The 14,326-nt window shown below is 40.4% G+C and carries 17 protein-coding genes; 1 reads left to right on the plus strand and 16 read right to left on the minus strand.

The window, feature by feature from the left end; translation table 11 throughout:
- Positions 1-47 precede the first annotated feature (47 nt).
- The 16 genes from ADM33_RS02160 to ADM33_RS02235 all read right to left on the minus strand — a co-directional run bounded on the left by ADM33_RS02160 (position 48) and on the right by ADM33_RS02235 (position 12,618).
- Positions 48-488 (minus strand): ASCH domain-containing protein, encoded by a 441-nt coding sequence (locus ADM33_RS02160; RefSeq protein ID WP_049502974.1) that lies wholly within the window; start codon positions 486-488, stop codon positions 48-50.
- The gene (locus ADM33_RS02165; protein ID WP_049502975.1) at positions 485-1,333 is read right to left on the minus strand and encodes a putative PEP-binding protein; all 849 of its coding nucleotides are present in this window, start codon (positions 1,331-1,333) and stop codon (positions 485-487) included. The genes ADM33_RS02160 and ADM33_RS02165 overlap by 4 nt, the downstream gene beginning before the upstream one ends.
- Entirely contained in the window at positions 1,311-1,811 is a 501-nt protein-coding gene (locus ADM33_RS02170) for an NUDIX hydrolase (protein WP_049502976.1), read from the minus strand. Before ADM33_RS02170 ends, ADM33_RS02165 begins: the two co-directional genes overlap by 23 nt.
- A 39-nt stretch (positions 1,812-1,850) precedes the next feature.
- The gene (locus ADM33_RS02175; protein WP_049502977.1) at positions 1,851-2,456 is read right to left on the minus strand and encodes a DUF6707 family protein; all 606 of its coding nucleotides are present in this window, start codon (positions 2,454-2,456) and stop codon (positions 1,851-1,853) included.
- Positions 2,457-2,506: 50 nt separating this feature from the next.
- Positions 2,507-2,878 (minus strand): Imm51 family immunity protein, encoded by a 372-nt coding sequence (locus tag ADM33_RS02180; RefSeq protein ID WP_053092710.1) that lies wholly within the window; start codon positions 2,876-2,878, stop codon positions 2,507-2,509.
- A 61-nt stretch (positions 2,879-2,939) separates the two neighbouring features.
- Positions 2,940-3,278 carry a DUF7716 domain-containing protein gene (locus ADM33_RS02185; RefSeq protein WP_049502978.1) on the minus strand — a complete coding sequence of 113 codons (339 nt, stop codon included), beginning with the start codon at positions 3,276-3,278 and terminating at the stop codon, positions 2,940-2,942.
- 18 nt (positions 3,279-3,296) lie between these two features.
- On the minus strand, positions 3,297-3,716 hold the full coding sequence (locus ADM33_RS02190; protein ID WP_049502979.1) for an SMI1/KNR4 family protein: 420 nt from the start codon (positions 3,714-3,716) through the stop codon (positions 3,297-3,299).
- Positions 3,717-3,735: 19 nt separating this feature from the next.
- Positions 3,736-4,071: a hypothetical protein gene (locus ADM33_RS02195; protein ID WP_049502980.1), complete on the minus strand. Its 336-nt coding sequence runs from the start codon at positions 4,069-4,071 to the stop codon at positions 3,736-3,738.
- A gap of 36 nt (positions 4,072-4,107) precedes the next feature.
- On the minus strand, positions 4,108-4,806 hold the full coding sequence (locus ADM33_RS02200) for a 3-oxoacyl-ACP reductase (protein WP_049502981.1): 699 nt from the start codon (positions 4,804-4,806) through the stop codon (positions 4,108-4,110).
- The gene (locus ADM33_RS02205; RefSeq protein ID WP_000141913.1) at positions 4,799-5,035 is read right to left on the minus strand and encodes a DUF2829 domain-containing protein; all 237 of its coding nucleotides are present in this window, start codon (positions 5,033-5,035) and stop codon (positions 4,799-4,801) included. Before ADM33_RS02205 ends, ADM33_RS02200 begins: the two co-directional genes overlap by 8 nt.
- Before the next feature lie 108 nt (positions 5,036-5,143).
- Complete coding sequence (locus tag ADM33_RS02210; protein WP_049502982.1) at positions 5,144-6,178, minus strand: DNA/RNA non-specific endonuclease; 1,035 nt, start codon at positions 6,176-6,178, stop codon at positions 5,144-5,146.
- A 157-nt stretch (positions 6,179-6,335) separates the two neighbouring features.
- Positions 6,336-7,262 carry an aldo/keto reductase gene (locus tag ADM33_RS02215; protein WP_049502983.1) on the minus strand — a complete coding sequence of 309 codons (927 nt, stop codon included), beginning with the start codon at positions 7,260-7,262 and terminating at the stop codon, positions 6,336-6,338.
- 102 nt (positions 7,263-7,364) lie between these two features.
- On the minus strand, positions 7,365-9,362 hold the full coding sequence (gene metG / locus ADM33_RS02220) for a methionine--tRNA ligase (RefSeq protein WP_049502984.1): 1,998 nt from the start codon (positions 9,360-9,362) through the stop codon (positions 7,365-7,367).
- 122 nt (positions 9,363-9,484) lie between these two features.
- Positions 9,485-10,744 carry an ABC transporter permease gene (locus ADM33_RS02225; RefSeq protein ID WP_049502985.1) on the minus strand — a complete coding sequence of 420 codons (1,260 nt, stop codon included), beginning with the start codon at positions 10,742-10,744 and terminating at the stop codon, positions 9,485-9,487.
- 1 nt (position 10,745) lies between these two features.
- Positions 10,746-11,447 (minus strand): ABC transporter ATP-binding protein, encoded by a 702-nt coding sequence (locus ADM33_RS02230; protein ID WP_049502986.1) that lies wholly within the window; start codon positions 11,445-11,447, stop codon positions 10,746-10,748.
- Complete coding sequence (locus ADM33_RS02235; RefSeq protein WP_049502987.1) at positions 11,431-12,618, minus strand: efflux RND transporter periplasmic adaptor subunit; 1,188 nt, start codon at positions 12,616-12,618, stop codon at positions 11,431-11,433. The genes ADM33_RS02230 and ADM33_RS02235 overlap by 17 nt, the downstream gene beginning before the upstream one ends.
- A gap of 239 nt (positions 12,619-12,857) precedes the next feature.
- Between ADM33_RS02235 and gor the strand changes: the two genes are divergently transcribed.
- Positions 12,858-14,204, plus strand: coding sequence for a glutathione-disulfide reductase (gene gor, locus ADM33_RS02240; protein ID WP_049502988.1), 1,347 nt, complete (start codon positions 12,858-12,860; stop codon positions 14,202-14,204).
- Positions 14,205-14,326 lie beyond the last annotated feature (122 nt).

Genomic DNA, 14,326 nt, shown 5'->3' on the forward strand with positions numbered 1-14,326 from the left:
AAAAAGCTTTGGGCAGTGATTTCCAAAACTTTCTTCCTTCCAATAGTCTACAAAGGGTAAACCTTGCGAAATTCTTCCAAAACAACCTTGCTGTCAGGTGAAAAAGTCATTCCTGCTTCTCCTAAGCAGTCTTTGAAAAAGTCTTCATGAACCTGACGCCAATAGTTGAGGGATTTGTCTCCCTCACCTTCCTTATAGGCATGGTCGGCTGAAACCTGATGGAAAGGCTGAACGGAAACCTTTGTAATTTCAATAATGCAAACAGCTTGATCCTTACTGTCTAAAATAACATCAAAGGTCCCTTCTTGTGGAAGGGGTTCGTCCTCTACTGCGTAGAGGTCATAGGCTGACGCTGTTGCTGTTTTTTCGCCTGTAAATACCAGATCCGCTAAAAGATCTGGTTCCACTCCAAAGGCCCAAGCGTCGATTTCATCTCCAATCAAGGGGTTGATTTGCTTATAGGCATTCCACATTTCTTGAGGTGTCATAGGTTGCTCCTTTGTATTTCTTTACTTTCTTCTTTTACACGTTTGAGATGATCTGGATGGTCAATCTCTAAATTAAAAATCTCTGGAATAGAACTGTAGTGGATTATGCATTTGATATCCATTTGATTCATTTTTTGTATGAAAGAAGGATTCAGATAACCTGCTACAGCGAAATCTATCTTTTTCATCCTTGCTTTATCCTGCATCTGTCTCAGCATTTGTAACATAATGGGACTTTCCATATCATGCCATTGACTATTTCTCACAGTTGCAAAAATAAATGAAGTCAAATCATTCATTCCAACTACAATCTTTGAAATACCAGTTTCCAGTATCCTGTCCAAGTCAAAATAAGCTGACGGTAATTCAATCATTGTTCCAACTTTTCCAGTAAAACCATGCTGGCGCAATACTCTAATAGCTTGTTTTAACTGTTCAGCATCATTGACAAAAGGAAAAATAACAGACAGATTGGGATTGGTTTGATAAACTTCTGTAACGACATGTGCCTCAGCCTGAAATTCATCTGGACACGCCAATAAACGCCTAGTCCCTCTATATCCAAATAATGGGTGGCGTTCGTCAAAATACTCTTTAGTCCCGTCTAGACTATTTGCTTCTGCATTTGTTAACTCTGAAAAGCGATACCAGACTTCTTCATCTGAGTATAAATGGCAAATAGTGTCTAGATAATCTTTTACAAATTGCTGACAATTTGGTAATAGTATGTTTTGGTTTATTTCTCTCAACAAGTATTCGCCACGAATCATACCAACATGATGAAATAGTTGTGGGTAAATTTTTTCAACAATTCTTTCGCCACTAAGAGCCAGTTGATTTTGCATTTTTTACCTTCCAATTCTTATAGCTTGTCATGTCCAATTCTGGAAATCCTCGTAACTCTGCCTTCACCTTCAATACTAAGGGGGAGGCATTTTCTTGGGTAATCTGTTCAAGAGGAAGCCAAATTGCCTTTGCTGAATCATTGCTTCCGTCAAGAACTTCATGAGGAAGGGATTTTTGAGAGCGTTCTAAATCAAGTACGATATCATAAAAGGCCATGATATGATGTACTGCGAAGTCTTGCCCCTCTTCTTGAACCATCACATCATAAATCCTAGGATTTGAAGAACGGCTAAGAGTATAGCCTGTCTCTTCCAAAACTTCTCTCTTGAGGGTTTCTGTCAGCCCTTCACCTGCTTCCTGACTACCACCAGGTAAATCAAAACGATGTTGATAAGGTCCTCTCGTTTTCTCAATACAGAGTAATTTTCCTTTCTCATAGCAAATGCCATAGACACCAAAGTGATTTTTGATTTCCATATTCCACTCTTTCTAACAATCCAAGATTGATAACTTACCTCATCCTTTAAAAGGAAAGAGGCTATAGATTTCATGTTCCTTGATATACTTCTTCAGTATCTCCATATTCTCTTCAATTTTTGCCTGAATATCTGTCTCTTCACACGTTGACTCAGCAATAAAGAGGTGAATCTTCAATAAATCTGTCAAGTATAGCAGACGACGTTTCATTTCTGATTCAAGACTTGAAGCTTGCTCGATTTTTGCAAGCTTTTGCTCCAAGCTATCACCATTTAAAAATCTCTGATGAACTCTCCTTCTTATTTTTTGAGTGGATTCCTCCCCTTGTTTTAATGGGGATAAAAGCAGTTTTTTATAGGCAGATAGCTTATTTTCTGTTTCTCTTTCCATATAGGCCAATAAAACCAGAGAACTATCAACAAAGGTCCAAGTGTTATAATCCCCTTCAAATGGGACTTGTATGACACTCTCCAATAATTTCTTAGTAATTTCCTCTTGACCATCTAGATAAAGTAGATAGGCCAGATGATTCAGCGACTCGAGATAGCTAGCTGGAGTCTTCTTATTCTTTTTTAAAATTTTATCTAGATAGAGATGTAGGTCTGGATGTTTTTCCATTTGTTCAACTACTTCTGGTAGCTTCATTTGAAATCCTTTCTATTCTTTTTTTAAAAATTTAAAGAGATTTTAGTCAACTAATCCAACTCTGCTCGACTGAACAAGTCTTTCATAGTGTTGATATCATCACAAAACTCTTTAAAGCCAAGAGCAAATCTAGCCAAAGCGTCCACCTTGGAAGAATAGGCGCAAAACATACTTCCTTCAGGATCAAAGTCGATAGCTTCGCTTAATTCAGGCATTTTCTCCTCCAAAAATACCAAAGCTAAAGATGTCCAATCGTAGCCATTTCCTTCAAATCCCTCCTCTTCTCGAGTGTCAAACACTTCCTGTCTGTATTCTCCATCAGGGTAATAAATGAGCGATCCTCGAACATTTTTAGGATCCTCATCATATACAAGCAAGTTAAAAGGGGTAATTCTTTCATTTATGTTTTCGTAATCTATCATTTCTTAACTCCTTGTTGTATTTGTTAATTATCAATGAAACTGCATAAATCTAGTATGCTTACTAGCTTTCAAAGGTCATAAAGCTATCGTACCGATTGTAATAATTCAAAGCTTCGACCAAGTCTTGGAGACTTGCATCTGGCTTTTCCTCAAGTGCGACTGCAAGGACATCAATCAACTGCTCTCCATAGTAGACTAGCTGGAGATGTTGATCCGTTGCATCAGCTGGGTAGACATCACGATCTTCCACAACATCTGGATAATCGGATACCGAATAGAGGCTATCCAGTTTCAGTTCTCCATCCTCCTTGCCATAGAGACAAAAATTATCTGAAGATAACTGGTTCACGCGCACCTGCTCGATTATCTGCCCTAGTGAAAGTTCTTGGTGTTTTCGCATCCCGTCTCCTTTTTAATCTCACTCTTCAACAAAAGAGTTCAAAAATTCCTCAAAAGAAGCCCATTGACCATAGATCTCAGCTTTTTCTTCTAAAACATAGAAATACACCTTGCCATAATCCTCTGACCTTAGAGAAAGTGCATAGTTGCCAGAACCAGGATCATAGGCGAAATGGAGAAGGTCTGTAGCCCTAAATCCTGCAGGCACAGCCTCATCATCATACCATGTGAGAGACTTGCTCATCTCCTCAAGTGAATTAAAGGAATTGAAAGGAAAGAGGTGATGTTCATCGTGGACACCCCTTACTTGGGGCTGACCACCGTTGTTCTTGAGATAAAAATTTTTCATGGCTTCTGGCAATTTCTTCCCAAGAATCTCCTCAAATTGTAAAAGGTCTTCTTTTGAAATCGGTGAATCTGCTTCTAGTACTCTAAACATGATTACTCCCTTCAGTTTTCTACAATTCTTCTTTTAGTACCTTATCAATAAAGTCATAGACTGTAGTAGCAACTTTTTCCATTTCTAAGTAACCTAAAGCTCCCAAGTCATTTTCATAAATGCAATCATCAGAATTTTTCTTGATAAAGTAAGCCAAATCTCCTTCCTGTCCAATCATAAAGTAATCTGGCTCTGCTCCCTCAATCTGATAAGTCTCATTTCGCTCTTGAAGATCCTCCTTAGCATACAAACAGATGCCTGAATCTTCAATTTCATAGGAGTCAATCTCTTCCCACTCTGATAAAAACTGGTAGTAGAGATTGGGCAAGACAAATCCAAACTCATCTCTTTTCATAGCTTACCTCCACATATTCACTGAGTATCAACTATATTACTTCAAAGACCAACCACCATCAATAGTCAGGATTTGTCCCTGCATGGCAGATGCATTCCCACTTGCTAAAAAGAGGCTAATCTCTGCTACTTCTTCTGGTTCTATCCAGCGTTTGATGGGTGTTTCACTAGCTACCCAGTCTGCTAGACCACCTGGTTCAAAGTCTGCTGCGGTCATACCAGTTTTGACTGCACCAGGAGCAATCCCAAAGACCTGGATACCTGCTTCTGCATAGTCCAGAGCTAATTGCTTGGTAAATCCAGCCAAGGCATGTTTAGAAGAGGTATAGGCGTGACCACCACCGCCTGCTAGATTTGAAGCGATGGAACACATATTGATGATAATCCCATGTTTATGTTCCAGCATGTGTGTCAAAAAATAGCGGGTCAACTCTACTGGAGTTACGTAATTGATTTCAAAAATCTCTTGGATTTCTTGGGCGGATTGTTCTAGTAAGGGCTTGTAGTCATCCAATACACCTGCCGTATTACATAAAATATCCACCTGAGGACACCAGTCAAAAATTGGTTCTAAGTCAAGTGTTAAATCACGTTGTAGAAAGTGAAAGTCGCCTTGTAAGGCAGGCTTTTCACCCTGATCCACACCAAAAACTTGATAACCATTTTCTAAAAAGAGTCGAGCTTGAGCCAGACCAATCCCTGAACTAACGCCCGTAACTAAGACACGTTTAGTCATGGACTTCCACCCAATCCGTCGCTAGGACATCACATGGTGTCGGACTCCACATGGAAAAACCTTCCCCTTCTCCAGACACGTTGATGAGGAAATAGGGTGTCACTTCAAGAGCGACCCCGTTTTGCTCGATAGTGTCAAAAAGCTGGACATAGTTTTCAGCCCCACCCCAGCCAGTACGTACATATTTTTTCTTAGCCTTTAGTCCAGGTAAAATTTCTTCAAATGTCATGTTATTCTCCTTTGTTGTCTATGAATCTTAATTTCATTATAACAAAAAACCGTTTTCCAACGGCTTTTTGACTGTGATTATTCTGATTTATATAACTTGAGAAAACTATCACCATTGCAACCCAGCTTCTCTAATTTCCTTTTTAGACGCATACTTCCCATTTGGTCGGTGCCATCTTCCTTTTCTATCTCTAAAGTAACCACCTGTATTACTACTTTGTGATTCTTCTTCTGCTGGTGCTGGTGCTTCAGTTTCCTGCTGTTTCTGTTCTTCTTTAGCCTTCTCTTCTGCTTCTTTTTTAGCTTTTTCTTGTGCTTCTTTTTCTTCAGCCTCTTTCTTGGCCTTTTCCTCGGCTGCCTTAAGCTCAGCTGCACGTTCTTCAGCTGACTTAACTGTATTTTTTGCAGTACCATCTGCATAATTTATTTCAGCATTTTCTGAAACATTATCCAAAGCGACATGTGTTACAGAATACTTATCAATTTTTTCCTTGCTACTACCTAATTTAATTTCAAGCAATTTTCCATCCTGATCAATTCCTACGTACTGTAAGATAATCTGTCTCGGAATCAATTTATTATCCTTATAGACAGCTGTCACCTTATAGTCAAGGTAATAGTTTGGATGATTTGCAAGCCATGAATCAAGTCCATTTTCATAATAGAGCATGCTACTTTGATTTTTGTCATCCGTTCCAGTAAAGGCACCTGTATTTAACCAAGCTGTCATAGGAACTAGATTGCGACCTTCATCGTTTAGTCCGCTAAATTGATAACCAACTAAATGACCGCGATTCATTAGCCAGGCCTCCTTTGTACCATCACCATAATAAAATTTATAGTTATGCCAACCAACTGGATCAAAGGTTAATTTAGCTTCTCTCTTTTCTTTAGGCTCATCACTATCTTTCAGCTGAATATGAGCATAGGTTGCACGAGATTTGGAATCCAGTTCTCCAAGTTCAAGTTGCTTTTCGTTTCTAAAAGTAAGTAAACCAGCTTCCTTGTACAATTTTGTATTATCCTGCGTAGTCTGTTTAGTCGTTACAGGTTCAGTTACTTTCGCCTCTTCCTTATGTTTCGAGCAACCAACTGATGTCAGTAATGAAAGTAAAACAACAGAAGTCAAAACTATTCTTTTCATTTCAAATGCCCCTATTTTATTAAAATATTTATTATATTGTCATTTTATAAAATTTTACCATATATAGTTTGTATTTTCAAACAATTATATAAATTTTTAAACAAAGATAAAAAGAACGAGAATTGACCTCGCTCTTGATAGGATAGCGTTTTAGTCTCTAAGGCAAATCATTCCCTGCTGCTAGATAAATCTCATACCATTCTTTTCGAGTCAGGTTGACATTACATGCTTGGCTTGCTTCTATCAAATGTTTTGGATTGGTTGTGCCAACAATGGCCTGCATCTTAGCTGGATAGCGTAACACCCAAGCGATAGCAATAGCTGAAGGGCTCACACCGTATTTTAAGGCTAATCGATTTAGGACTTGGTTTAGTTGTTGGAACTTCTCATTGCCGACAAAATTCCCTTTGAAATATCCGAACTGCAGGACTGACCAGGCCTGAATAACCATGTCGTTTAATTTGCAGTATTCAAAGACGCTACCATCACGCAAAGCTGCCTTGTCACCTTCCATATTGACATGGAAACCTGCCTCAAAACCAGGCGTGAAAGCTGCACTTAGTTGTAATTGATTGATAGATAAAGGTTGTTTGACCTCTTTCTTCAGTAATTCCATCATCATAGGATTTTGATTGGACACACCGAAGTCTCGAACTTTACCTGATTTGTGTAGAATATCAAATGCTTCCGCCACTTGATCAGCTTCCATCAAAGCATCTGGACGATGGAGAAGCAAGCTATCTAGATAATCAACCTGCAATCTTTTTAGAATTCCGTCTACTGATTCTAAAATATAATCTTTTGAAAAATCAAAATAGGTAAATTCTTCTATGCGAATGCCACACTTGGACTGAATCCACATCTTTTCTCGCAGGTCAGGACGATGTTTTAACACTTGACCCAGTAATTCTTCGCAACGACCTCCACCATAGATATCTGCCAAGTCAAAGGCATTGATTCCTACAGATAGGGCTGTTTCAACCAACTCCTCCACTTCTTTGACCGACTTGTCACTGATTCGCATCATACCGAGCACAATTTCGGACAATTCTCTTTTCTCTTGACCAAATGGAATGTATTTCATGGCAACTTCCTCCGTTTTTCTTCATTATAAAGCAGAATGACACTTTTATCAACTGCTACCTAAAAAAAGAAAAGAACCAGTTCAAACTGGTCCTTTTAAATCTTAGCCAATCACACTTCCATTTGGTACAGCTGGGTCCACTGTGAAAAGGGTTAATTTGCCATCATGTTCAGCTGATAGAATCATCCCTTGGCTGACATATTTTTTCATCATCTTACGTGGTTTGAGGTTGGCAACGATTTGTACTTTCTTGCCGACCAATTCTTGTTCGTTTGGATAGTATTTTGCAATACCAGAAAGGATTTGACGATCTTCACCATCTCCAGCATCCAAGCGGAATTGAAGCAACTTATCAGAACCTTCTACTTTAGAAACTTCTTTGACTTCAGCAACACGAATTTCAACCTTGTCAAAGTCTTCAAACTTGATTTCTTCCTTGTTGAGTTTGAGTTCGACTTCATCTGGATTCCATTCTTTCTCGACGGCAGGCTTATTGCCTTCCATTTGTTCCTTGATATAGGCGATTTCTTCTTCCATATCGAGACGTGGGAAGATTGGTGTTCCTTTGGCAACTACTGTTACACCTGCAGGGAAATCAGCCAGGTTCAAGTTTTCAAGGCTAGAAACTTCTGCTAGACCAAGTTGTGTCAAGACTGCACGACTGGTTTCCATCATAAATGGCTCAATCAAGTGCGCTACGACACGAAGGCTAGCTGCCAAGTGGCTCATCACACTTGCCAATTGGTCACGGTGAGCTTCGTCCTTAGCCAGTACCCATGGAGCTGTCTCATCGATGTATTTATTAGTACGTGAGATGAGGGTCCAAACTGCTTCAAGTGCACGTGGATAGTCAACTGCTTCCATGTAGGTATGGTAGTTAGCGATTGATTGTTCTGCCACTTGAGCAAGTTCATTGTCAAAGTCTGTTACACCTTCTACATAGGCAGGGATTTGACCATCAAAGTACTTGTTAATCATTGAAACCGTACGGTTGAGGAGGTTTCCAAGGTCGTTTGCCAATTCATAGTTGATACGGCCTACATAATCTTCTGGAGTGAAGGTTCCGTCTGAACCGACTGGAAGGCTACGCATGAGGTAGTAACGAAGTGGATCGAGACCAAAACGCTCTATCAACATTTCAGGATAGACAACGTTCCCTTTAGACTTAGACATCTTGCCGTCTTTCATGACAAACCAGCCATGCCCAATCAAACGTTCTGGCAATTTGATATCCAACATCATGAGAAGGATTGGCCAGTAAATTGAGTGGAAACGAAGGATGTCTTTCCCTACCATGTGGAAGACTGTTCCATTCCAGAACTTATCAAAGTTGCCATGTTCTTCTTGATCGTAGCCAAGAGCTGTCACATAGTTGAGCAGGGCATCAAACCAAACGTAAACAACGTGTTTTGGATTTGATGGAACTGGCACACCCCATGTAAAGGTTGTACGTGATACTGCCAAGTCTTCCAATCCTGGCTCGATAAAGTTTTTCAACATTTCATTGAGACGACCATCTGGAGTGATGAAGTCAGGATGAGATTTGAAAAATTCGACTAAACGGTCTTGATATTTACTGAGGCGAAGGAAATAAGACTCTTCTGAAACCCACTCCACTTCGTGACCTGATGGAGCGATACCGCCAGTTACATTCCCAGCTTCATCACGGAAAACTTCCGCAAGCTGGCTTTCTGTAAAGAATTCCTCATCTGAAACTGAGTACCAACCAGAATATTCACCTAGGTAGATGTCATCTTGAGCAAGCAAGCGTTCAAAAACTTGCGCTACCACTTTTTCATGGTAGTCATCAGTTGTACGGATAAATTTATCATATGAAATATTCAATAATTGCCAGAGTTCTTTGACTCCAACAGCCATCCCGTCAACATAGGCTTGTGGTGTGATCCCAGCCTCTTCCGCTTTCTGCTGAATTTTCTGACCGTGCTCGTCAAGACCCGTCAGATAAAAGACATCGTAGCCCATCAGGCGTTTGTAACGTGCTAGGACATCACAGGCGATGGTTGTGTAGGCAGAACCGATATGAAGTTTACCAGATGGATAGTAAATCGGTGTTGTAATATAAAAATTCTTTTCAGACATAATATTTCCTTTCCAGGCAAATGAAACCTGTTTTTCTAACACTTCATTATATCATATTTTGATGATTTTCGATAAGGAAATCCATACAAAAACAAGACAGACAAATGTCCATCTTGTTTATCTTATTCATAACGAAGGGCTTCAATCGGATCTAGCTTAGAAGCTTTATTGGCTGGTAGAACACCGAATATCATACCGATACTAGCTGAGACCGCTAGACTAAAGAGAGCAATTGGGATGGATACACCAACTTCGATTCCTGCAATCATGTTTTGAAGAAGAACACCTGCAAGCATGGTCACCCCTGCAGCCAGCACAAGACCGATGACCCCACCTAACAAAGTCAAAATCATAGATTCAATCAAAAATTGAACCAGAATATTCGCCCGTGTTGCTCCTAGTGCTTTACGTAGACCAATCTCACGAGTACGCTCTGTCACTGAAACAAGCATGATATTCATAACACCAGTACCACCAACAAAGAGGGAGATCCCTGCAATTGCACTAATAATCGTTGTTATGAAGCCAAAGAGTTGTTGAACTTCTTGGAAGGCGGCAGACGCATCTGCAACTTGATATTCCCCTTGTTGAAGACCTGCAATCTCTGTCATTCTTCTTGCCAACTCTGGTCCTAAGGTCTGGGTTAAGCTAGTATCATTGACACGGAAGACAATATTTGAAATCTCATCTGTGTTAAAATTAGCTGCTAAGGAAATATTGGTCGTAATTGGTAGTCCTCCGACTCCAAATGTTTTCGCAGCCTTAGCTTCCTTACTTGCATAAACACCAATAACACGGTAACTGATTTCATTTACTTCAACAATTTGGTTGAGAGCTTCTTGTGCTGAACCAAAAAGGCTATTGGCAAGCTCTTCATCTAAAATGATCACACTTGCAAAATCTTTATAATCTTGCGCTCTAAGACTTCGACCTGCAACGATTTCATTTTCGACCGCATCCATATAAGTGACATTCCCACCCGTCATGTTAGCGTGTTCGACCTTTTTATCCTTATAAGTCAAGGTCACATTGGCTGAGTTGGTTACGTAATAACTATCCACTCCCTTGAGCTTTGCAGCTTCCTTAACCCAAGCTTCTTGTGGTTTTGGAGGTTCAACAAAAACATCTTCCTCTTTACCAGACAGGGTTAGAGCAGATTGCTTCTGGGTAAAGGAACCGTCCTTACTCTTGGAAGGTGAGAAAAAGACATGAATGTCTTTCTGAGACTTGGTCATGTTTTTATTGACCTGGCGAGACATAGAGTCACCCAAGGCCATTATCACGACAACTGAGGAAACACCGATGATAATACCAATCATGGTCAGGAAGGAACGCATCTTGTGGGCCATAATGGATGAAAAGGCAAATTTCAGATTCTGCATCTTAGTTTTCCTCCTTTTCTACGAGACCACTATCAGATGAAATGACGCCATCACGAATGACAATCTGACGCTTAGCGTAAGCAGCGATTTCAGGCTCATGCGTAACCATAATGATGGTTTTGCCTTCTTTATTTAGTTCAACTAAGAGTTGCATGATCTGATTTCCAGTTTTAGTATCCAAAGCTCCAGTAGGCTCATCTGCCAAGATGATTGAAGGATTGTTGACCAATGCACGCGCAATGGCAACCCTTTGCTTCTGACCACCTGACAACTCCGAAGGTAAATGATGGCTACGCTCGGTCAGTTCAACCTTTTCCAGATATTCTTCTGCTAATTTGCGACGTTTTGAAGCTGAAACACCAGCATAAATCAAGGGCAATTCTACGTTTTGAAGAGCATTAAGCTTTGACAAGAGAAAGAATTGTTGAAAGACGAAGCCGATTTCCTGATTTCGAACCTTGGCTAATTGTTTTTCACCCAAACCAGCTACTTCTTTTCCATCTAGAAAATACTGCCCACTTGAAGGGGTATCCAACATCCCAATGGTATTCATGAGGGTGGACTTACCAGAACCAGATGGTCCCATGATTGCCACAAATTCTCCCTCGTGAACTTCAAGGTTAATGTTTTTAAGGACTTGAAGCTCTTGATCACCATTTCGATAACTACGGCAGATATTTTTGAGGCTAATTAGTTGCTTCATCAGTCTTCACCTCTTTTCCTTCTTGCAAGGAAGCTGTCGGATTACTGATGACTTTTGCTCCATCTGTCAGACCAGATGTGATTTCTTGATTTTCTGCATCTGCATTGCCCAATCCAACTTCAACTTTTTTGGCCTTTTGATTTTCATCAAGGATCCAAACATAGTTTTTATCTTCTTCCATGACTACGCTGGTGATCGGAACAATCAATGCTTTGCTAGTGCTTTTTACTTCAACACTGACTGTAAAGCCCTGTTTCAAGTCACCGATTTCACTAGTTACATCGACTGTATATGGGTATTTAGAACCTGTGTTTGAACCAGCTAAGCTACTGCTTGCTTCACTGTTATTTTTTGGATAATTTGAAATATAGCTAATCTTACCATTCCAAGTTTTATCTGGGTAAACCTTGGAAGTGAAAGTGACTTCTTGGCCTACAGATAGATTGGCAAGGTTGTACTCAGAAAGTTCTCCCTTGACCTGCAAGTTATCGTTACTTACGATATGAACCAAAACTTGACTATTTCCTGTTGGAGATTTTGAAACATTACGATTCACTTCAACAACTGTTCCCTCCACCGTACTCAATACCGTAGCAGCATTCAACTGGGCTTGAGCTTTTTCGAGTTGCGCTTCTGCATCTGCACGCACATCACGAGCATCGCTGATTTGAGAATCAATAGCAGCTGTGGCAGAACCGGATGACTGAGCTGGCGCTTGTCCAGTTGCTCCTTCTAGACCTGCTTGTGGAAGGCTAGGTGTTGCTGCAGCGGTATTTCGTGCTTCGTTTAATTCATTGATATGACGGTCAGCTTTAGCTACAGCACGGCTTGCAGCATCATAGGCAGCTTGGGCTTCTGTGCTACTATACTTGACGAGAGCCTGTCCTTCGCTAACCTGATCTCCAACAGAAACCAAGACCTCGTCTAAGTCACCCTTGCTTGCATCATAATAGATGTATTGTTCGTTTTGAGCAGTTACTGTACCTGATAAAAGAACTGAAGATGCCACAGACCCCTCTTTAGCAAGGACAATCTTAGCAGTTTCATCTTTTGCTGCAGCTTGATTTGGTTGTCTTAACAGAAGAACAGCTGCTGCTCCCACTACGAGTACAGACGCCACTCCAATAGCAGTAAATAAAGGCCATTTCTTAGCTTTTGACTTTCTTTTCATAGCAATACCCCTTTTATAAATATATATGTTAAGATTATAGCACATATCCTAAAAATGGACAATTTATTTCTCATTATCCAAAAACATTTGCTAAATCTTTTATTGTTGTATTAGTTATATAATACACTTTCTTTTTTATTTTTGCAAGCATTTTCTTAAAAATTTTAAACGTAGCAGATTTTTGCATTAACCTCCAAAAAAAGATAGAATATGACTAGAAAACAACAAAGGAGCTTTCTATGAGAGAATACGATATTATCGCCATTGGAGGAGGTAGCGGAGGTATTGCTACCATGAATCGTGCTGGTGAACATGGTGCTAAAGCGGCAGTGATTGAGGAAAAGAAATTAGGTGGAACCTGTGTCAATATTGGCTGCGTTCCTAAGAAAATCATGTGGTACGGAGCTCAAATCGCAGAGAGCATCCACAAATATGGACCTGACTATGGTTTTACAAGTACTGGGAATCAATTTGATTACGCAAGGCTTCGGAAAAATCGTGAAGCCTATATTGATCGTGCTCGCTCTTCTTATGGTGGAAGCTTTAAGCGTAACGGAGTTGATTTTATTGAAGGACGCGCCGAGTTCGTTGATGCTCATACAGTCAGTGTCAATGGTGAGTTGATCCGTGCTAAGCACATCGTGATTGCAACTGGGGCACATCCTCATATTCCTGCCATTCCTGGTGCGGAACTAGGTGGTAGTTCTGATGATGTCTTTGCTTGGGAAGAGTTGCCTGAATCAGTAGCCATTCTGGGTGCTGGTTACATTGCTGTCGAATTAGCTGGCGTGCTCCATACCCTTGGTGTGCAGACAGATTTATTCGTCCGTCGTGAGCGTCCACTTCGTGGATTTGATAGCTATATTGTTGAGAGTCTAGTTCAAGAAATGGAGAATACTGGACTAAACCTCCACACCCATAAGGTTCCTGCTAAACTTGAAGAAACTGAACAAGGCATTACCATTCATTTCGAAGATGGTAGTACTCATACTGCCAGTCAAGTTATCTGGGCAACTGGCCGCCGTCCAAACGTTGAAGGACTCCAGCTAGAAAAGGCAGGCGTTACTCTCAATGAACGTGGTTTCATCCAGGTTGACGAATACCAAAACACAGTCGTTGATGGTATCTACGCTCTTGGCGATGTCACAGGTGAAAAAGAACTGACTCCTGTTGCTATCAAGGCTGGACGTACCCTATCCGAAAGACTCTTCAACGGTAAAACCAATGCCAAAATGGACTACACTACTATTCCAACTGTAGTCTTTTCACACCCAGCTATCGGAACTGTCGGTCTGACTGAGGAAGAAGCTATCAAAGAGTATGGACAAGAAAACATTAAAGTTTATACTTCAAAATTTGCTTCTATGTACTCCGCAGTCACAAGTCACCGTCAAGAAGCTCGCTTCAAGCTCGTTACAGCAGGTGCAGATGAAAAGGTCGTTGGCCTTCATGGCATCGGCTACGGCGTTGATGAAATGATTCAAGGTTTTGCAGTAGCAATCAAGATGGGCGCTACAAAAGCTGATTTTGACGCTACAGTTGCTATCCATCCAACAGGATCGGAAGAATTTGTGACTATGCGTTAACAATTTTAAATGAGATCATCTCGGTCACTCAGATTGAAGAAAAAGTCTATTTTGGACCATTTTCTTCAATCTTTTTCTTTTACTAGAGCAAATTAAAGAACTCTTTCCCATCAGGATTCCTA

Source organism: Streptococcus oralis, assembly GCF_001075875.1.
Lineage (GTDB): Bacteria > Bacillota > Bacilli > Lactobacillales > Streptococcaceae > Streptococcus > Streptococcus oralis_I.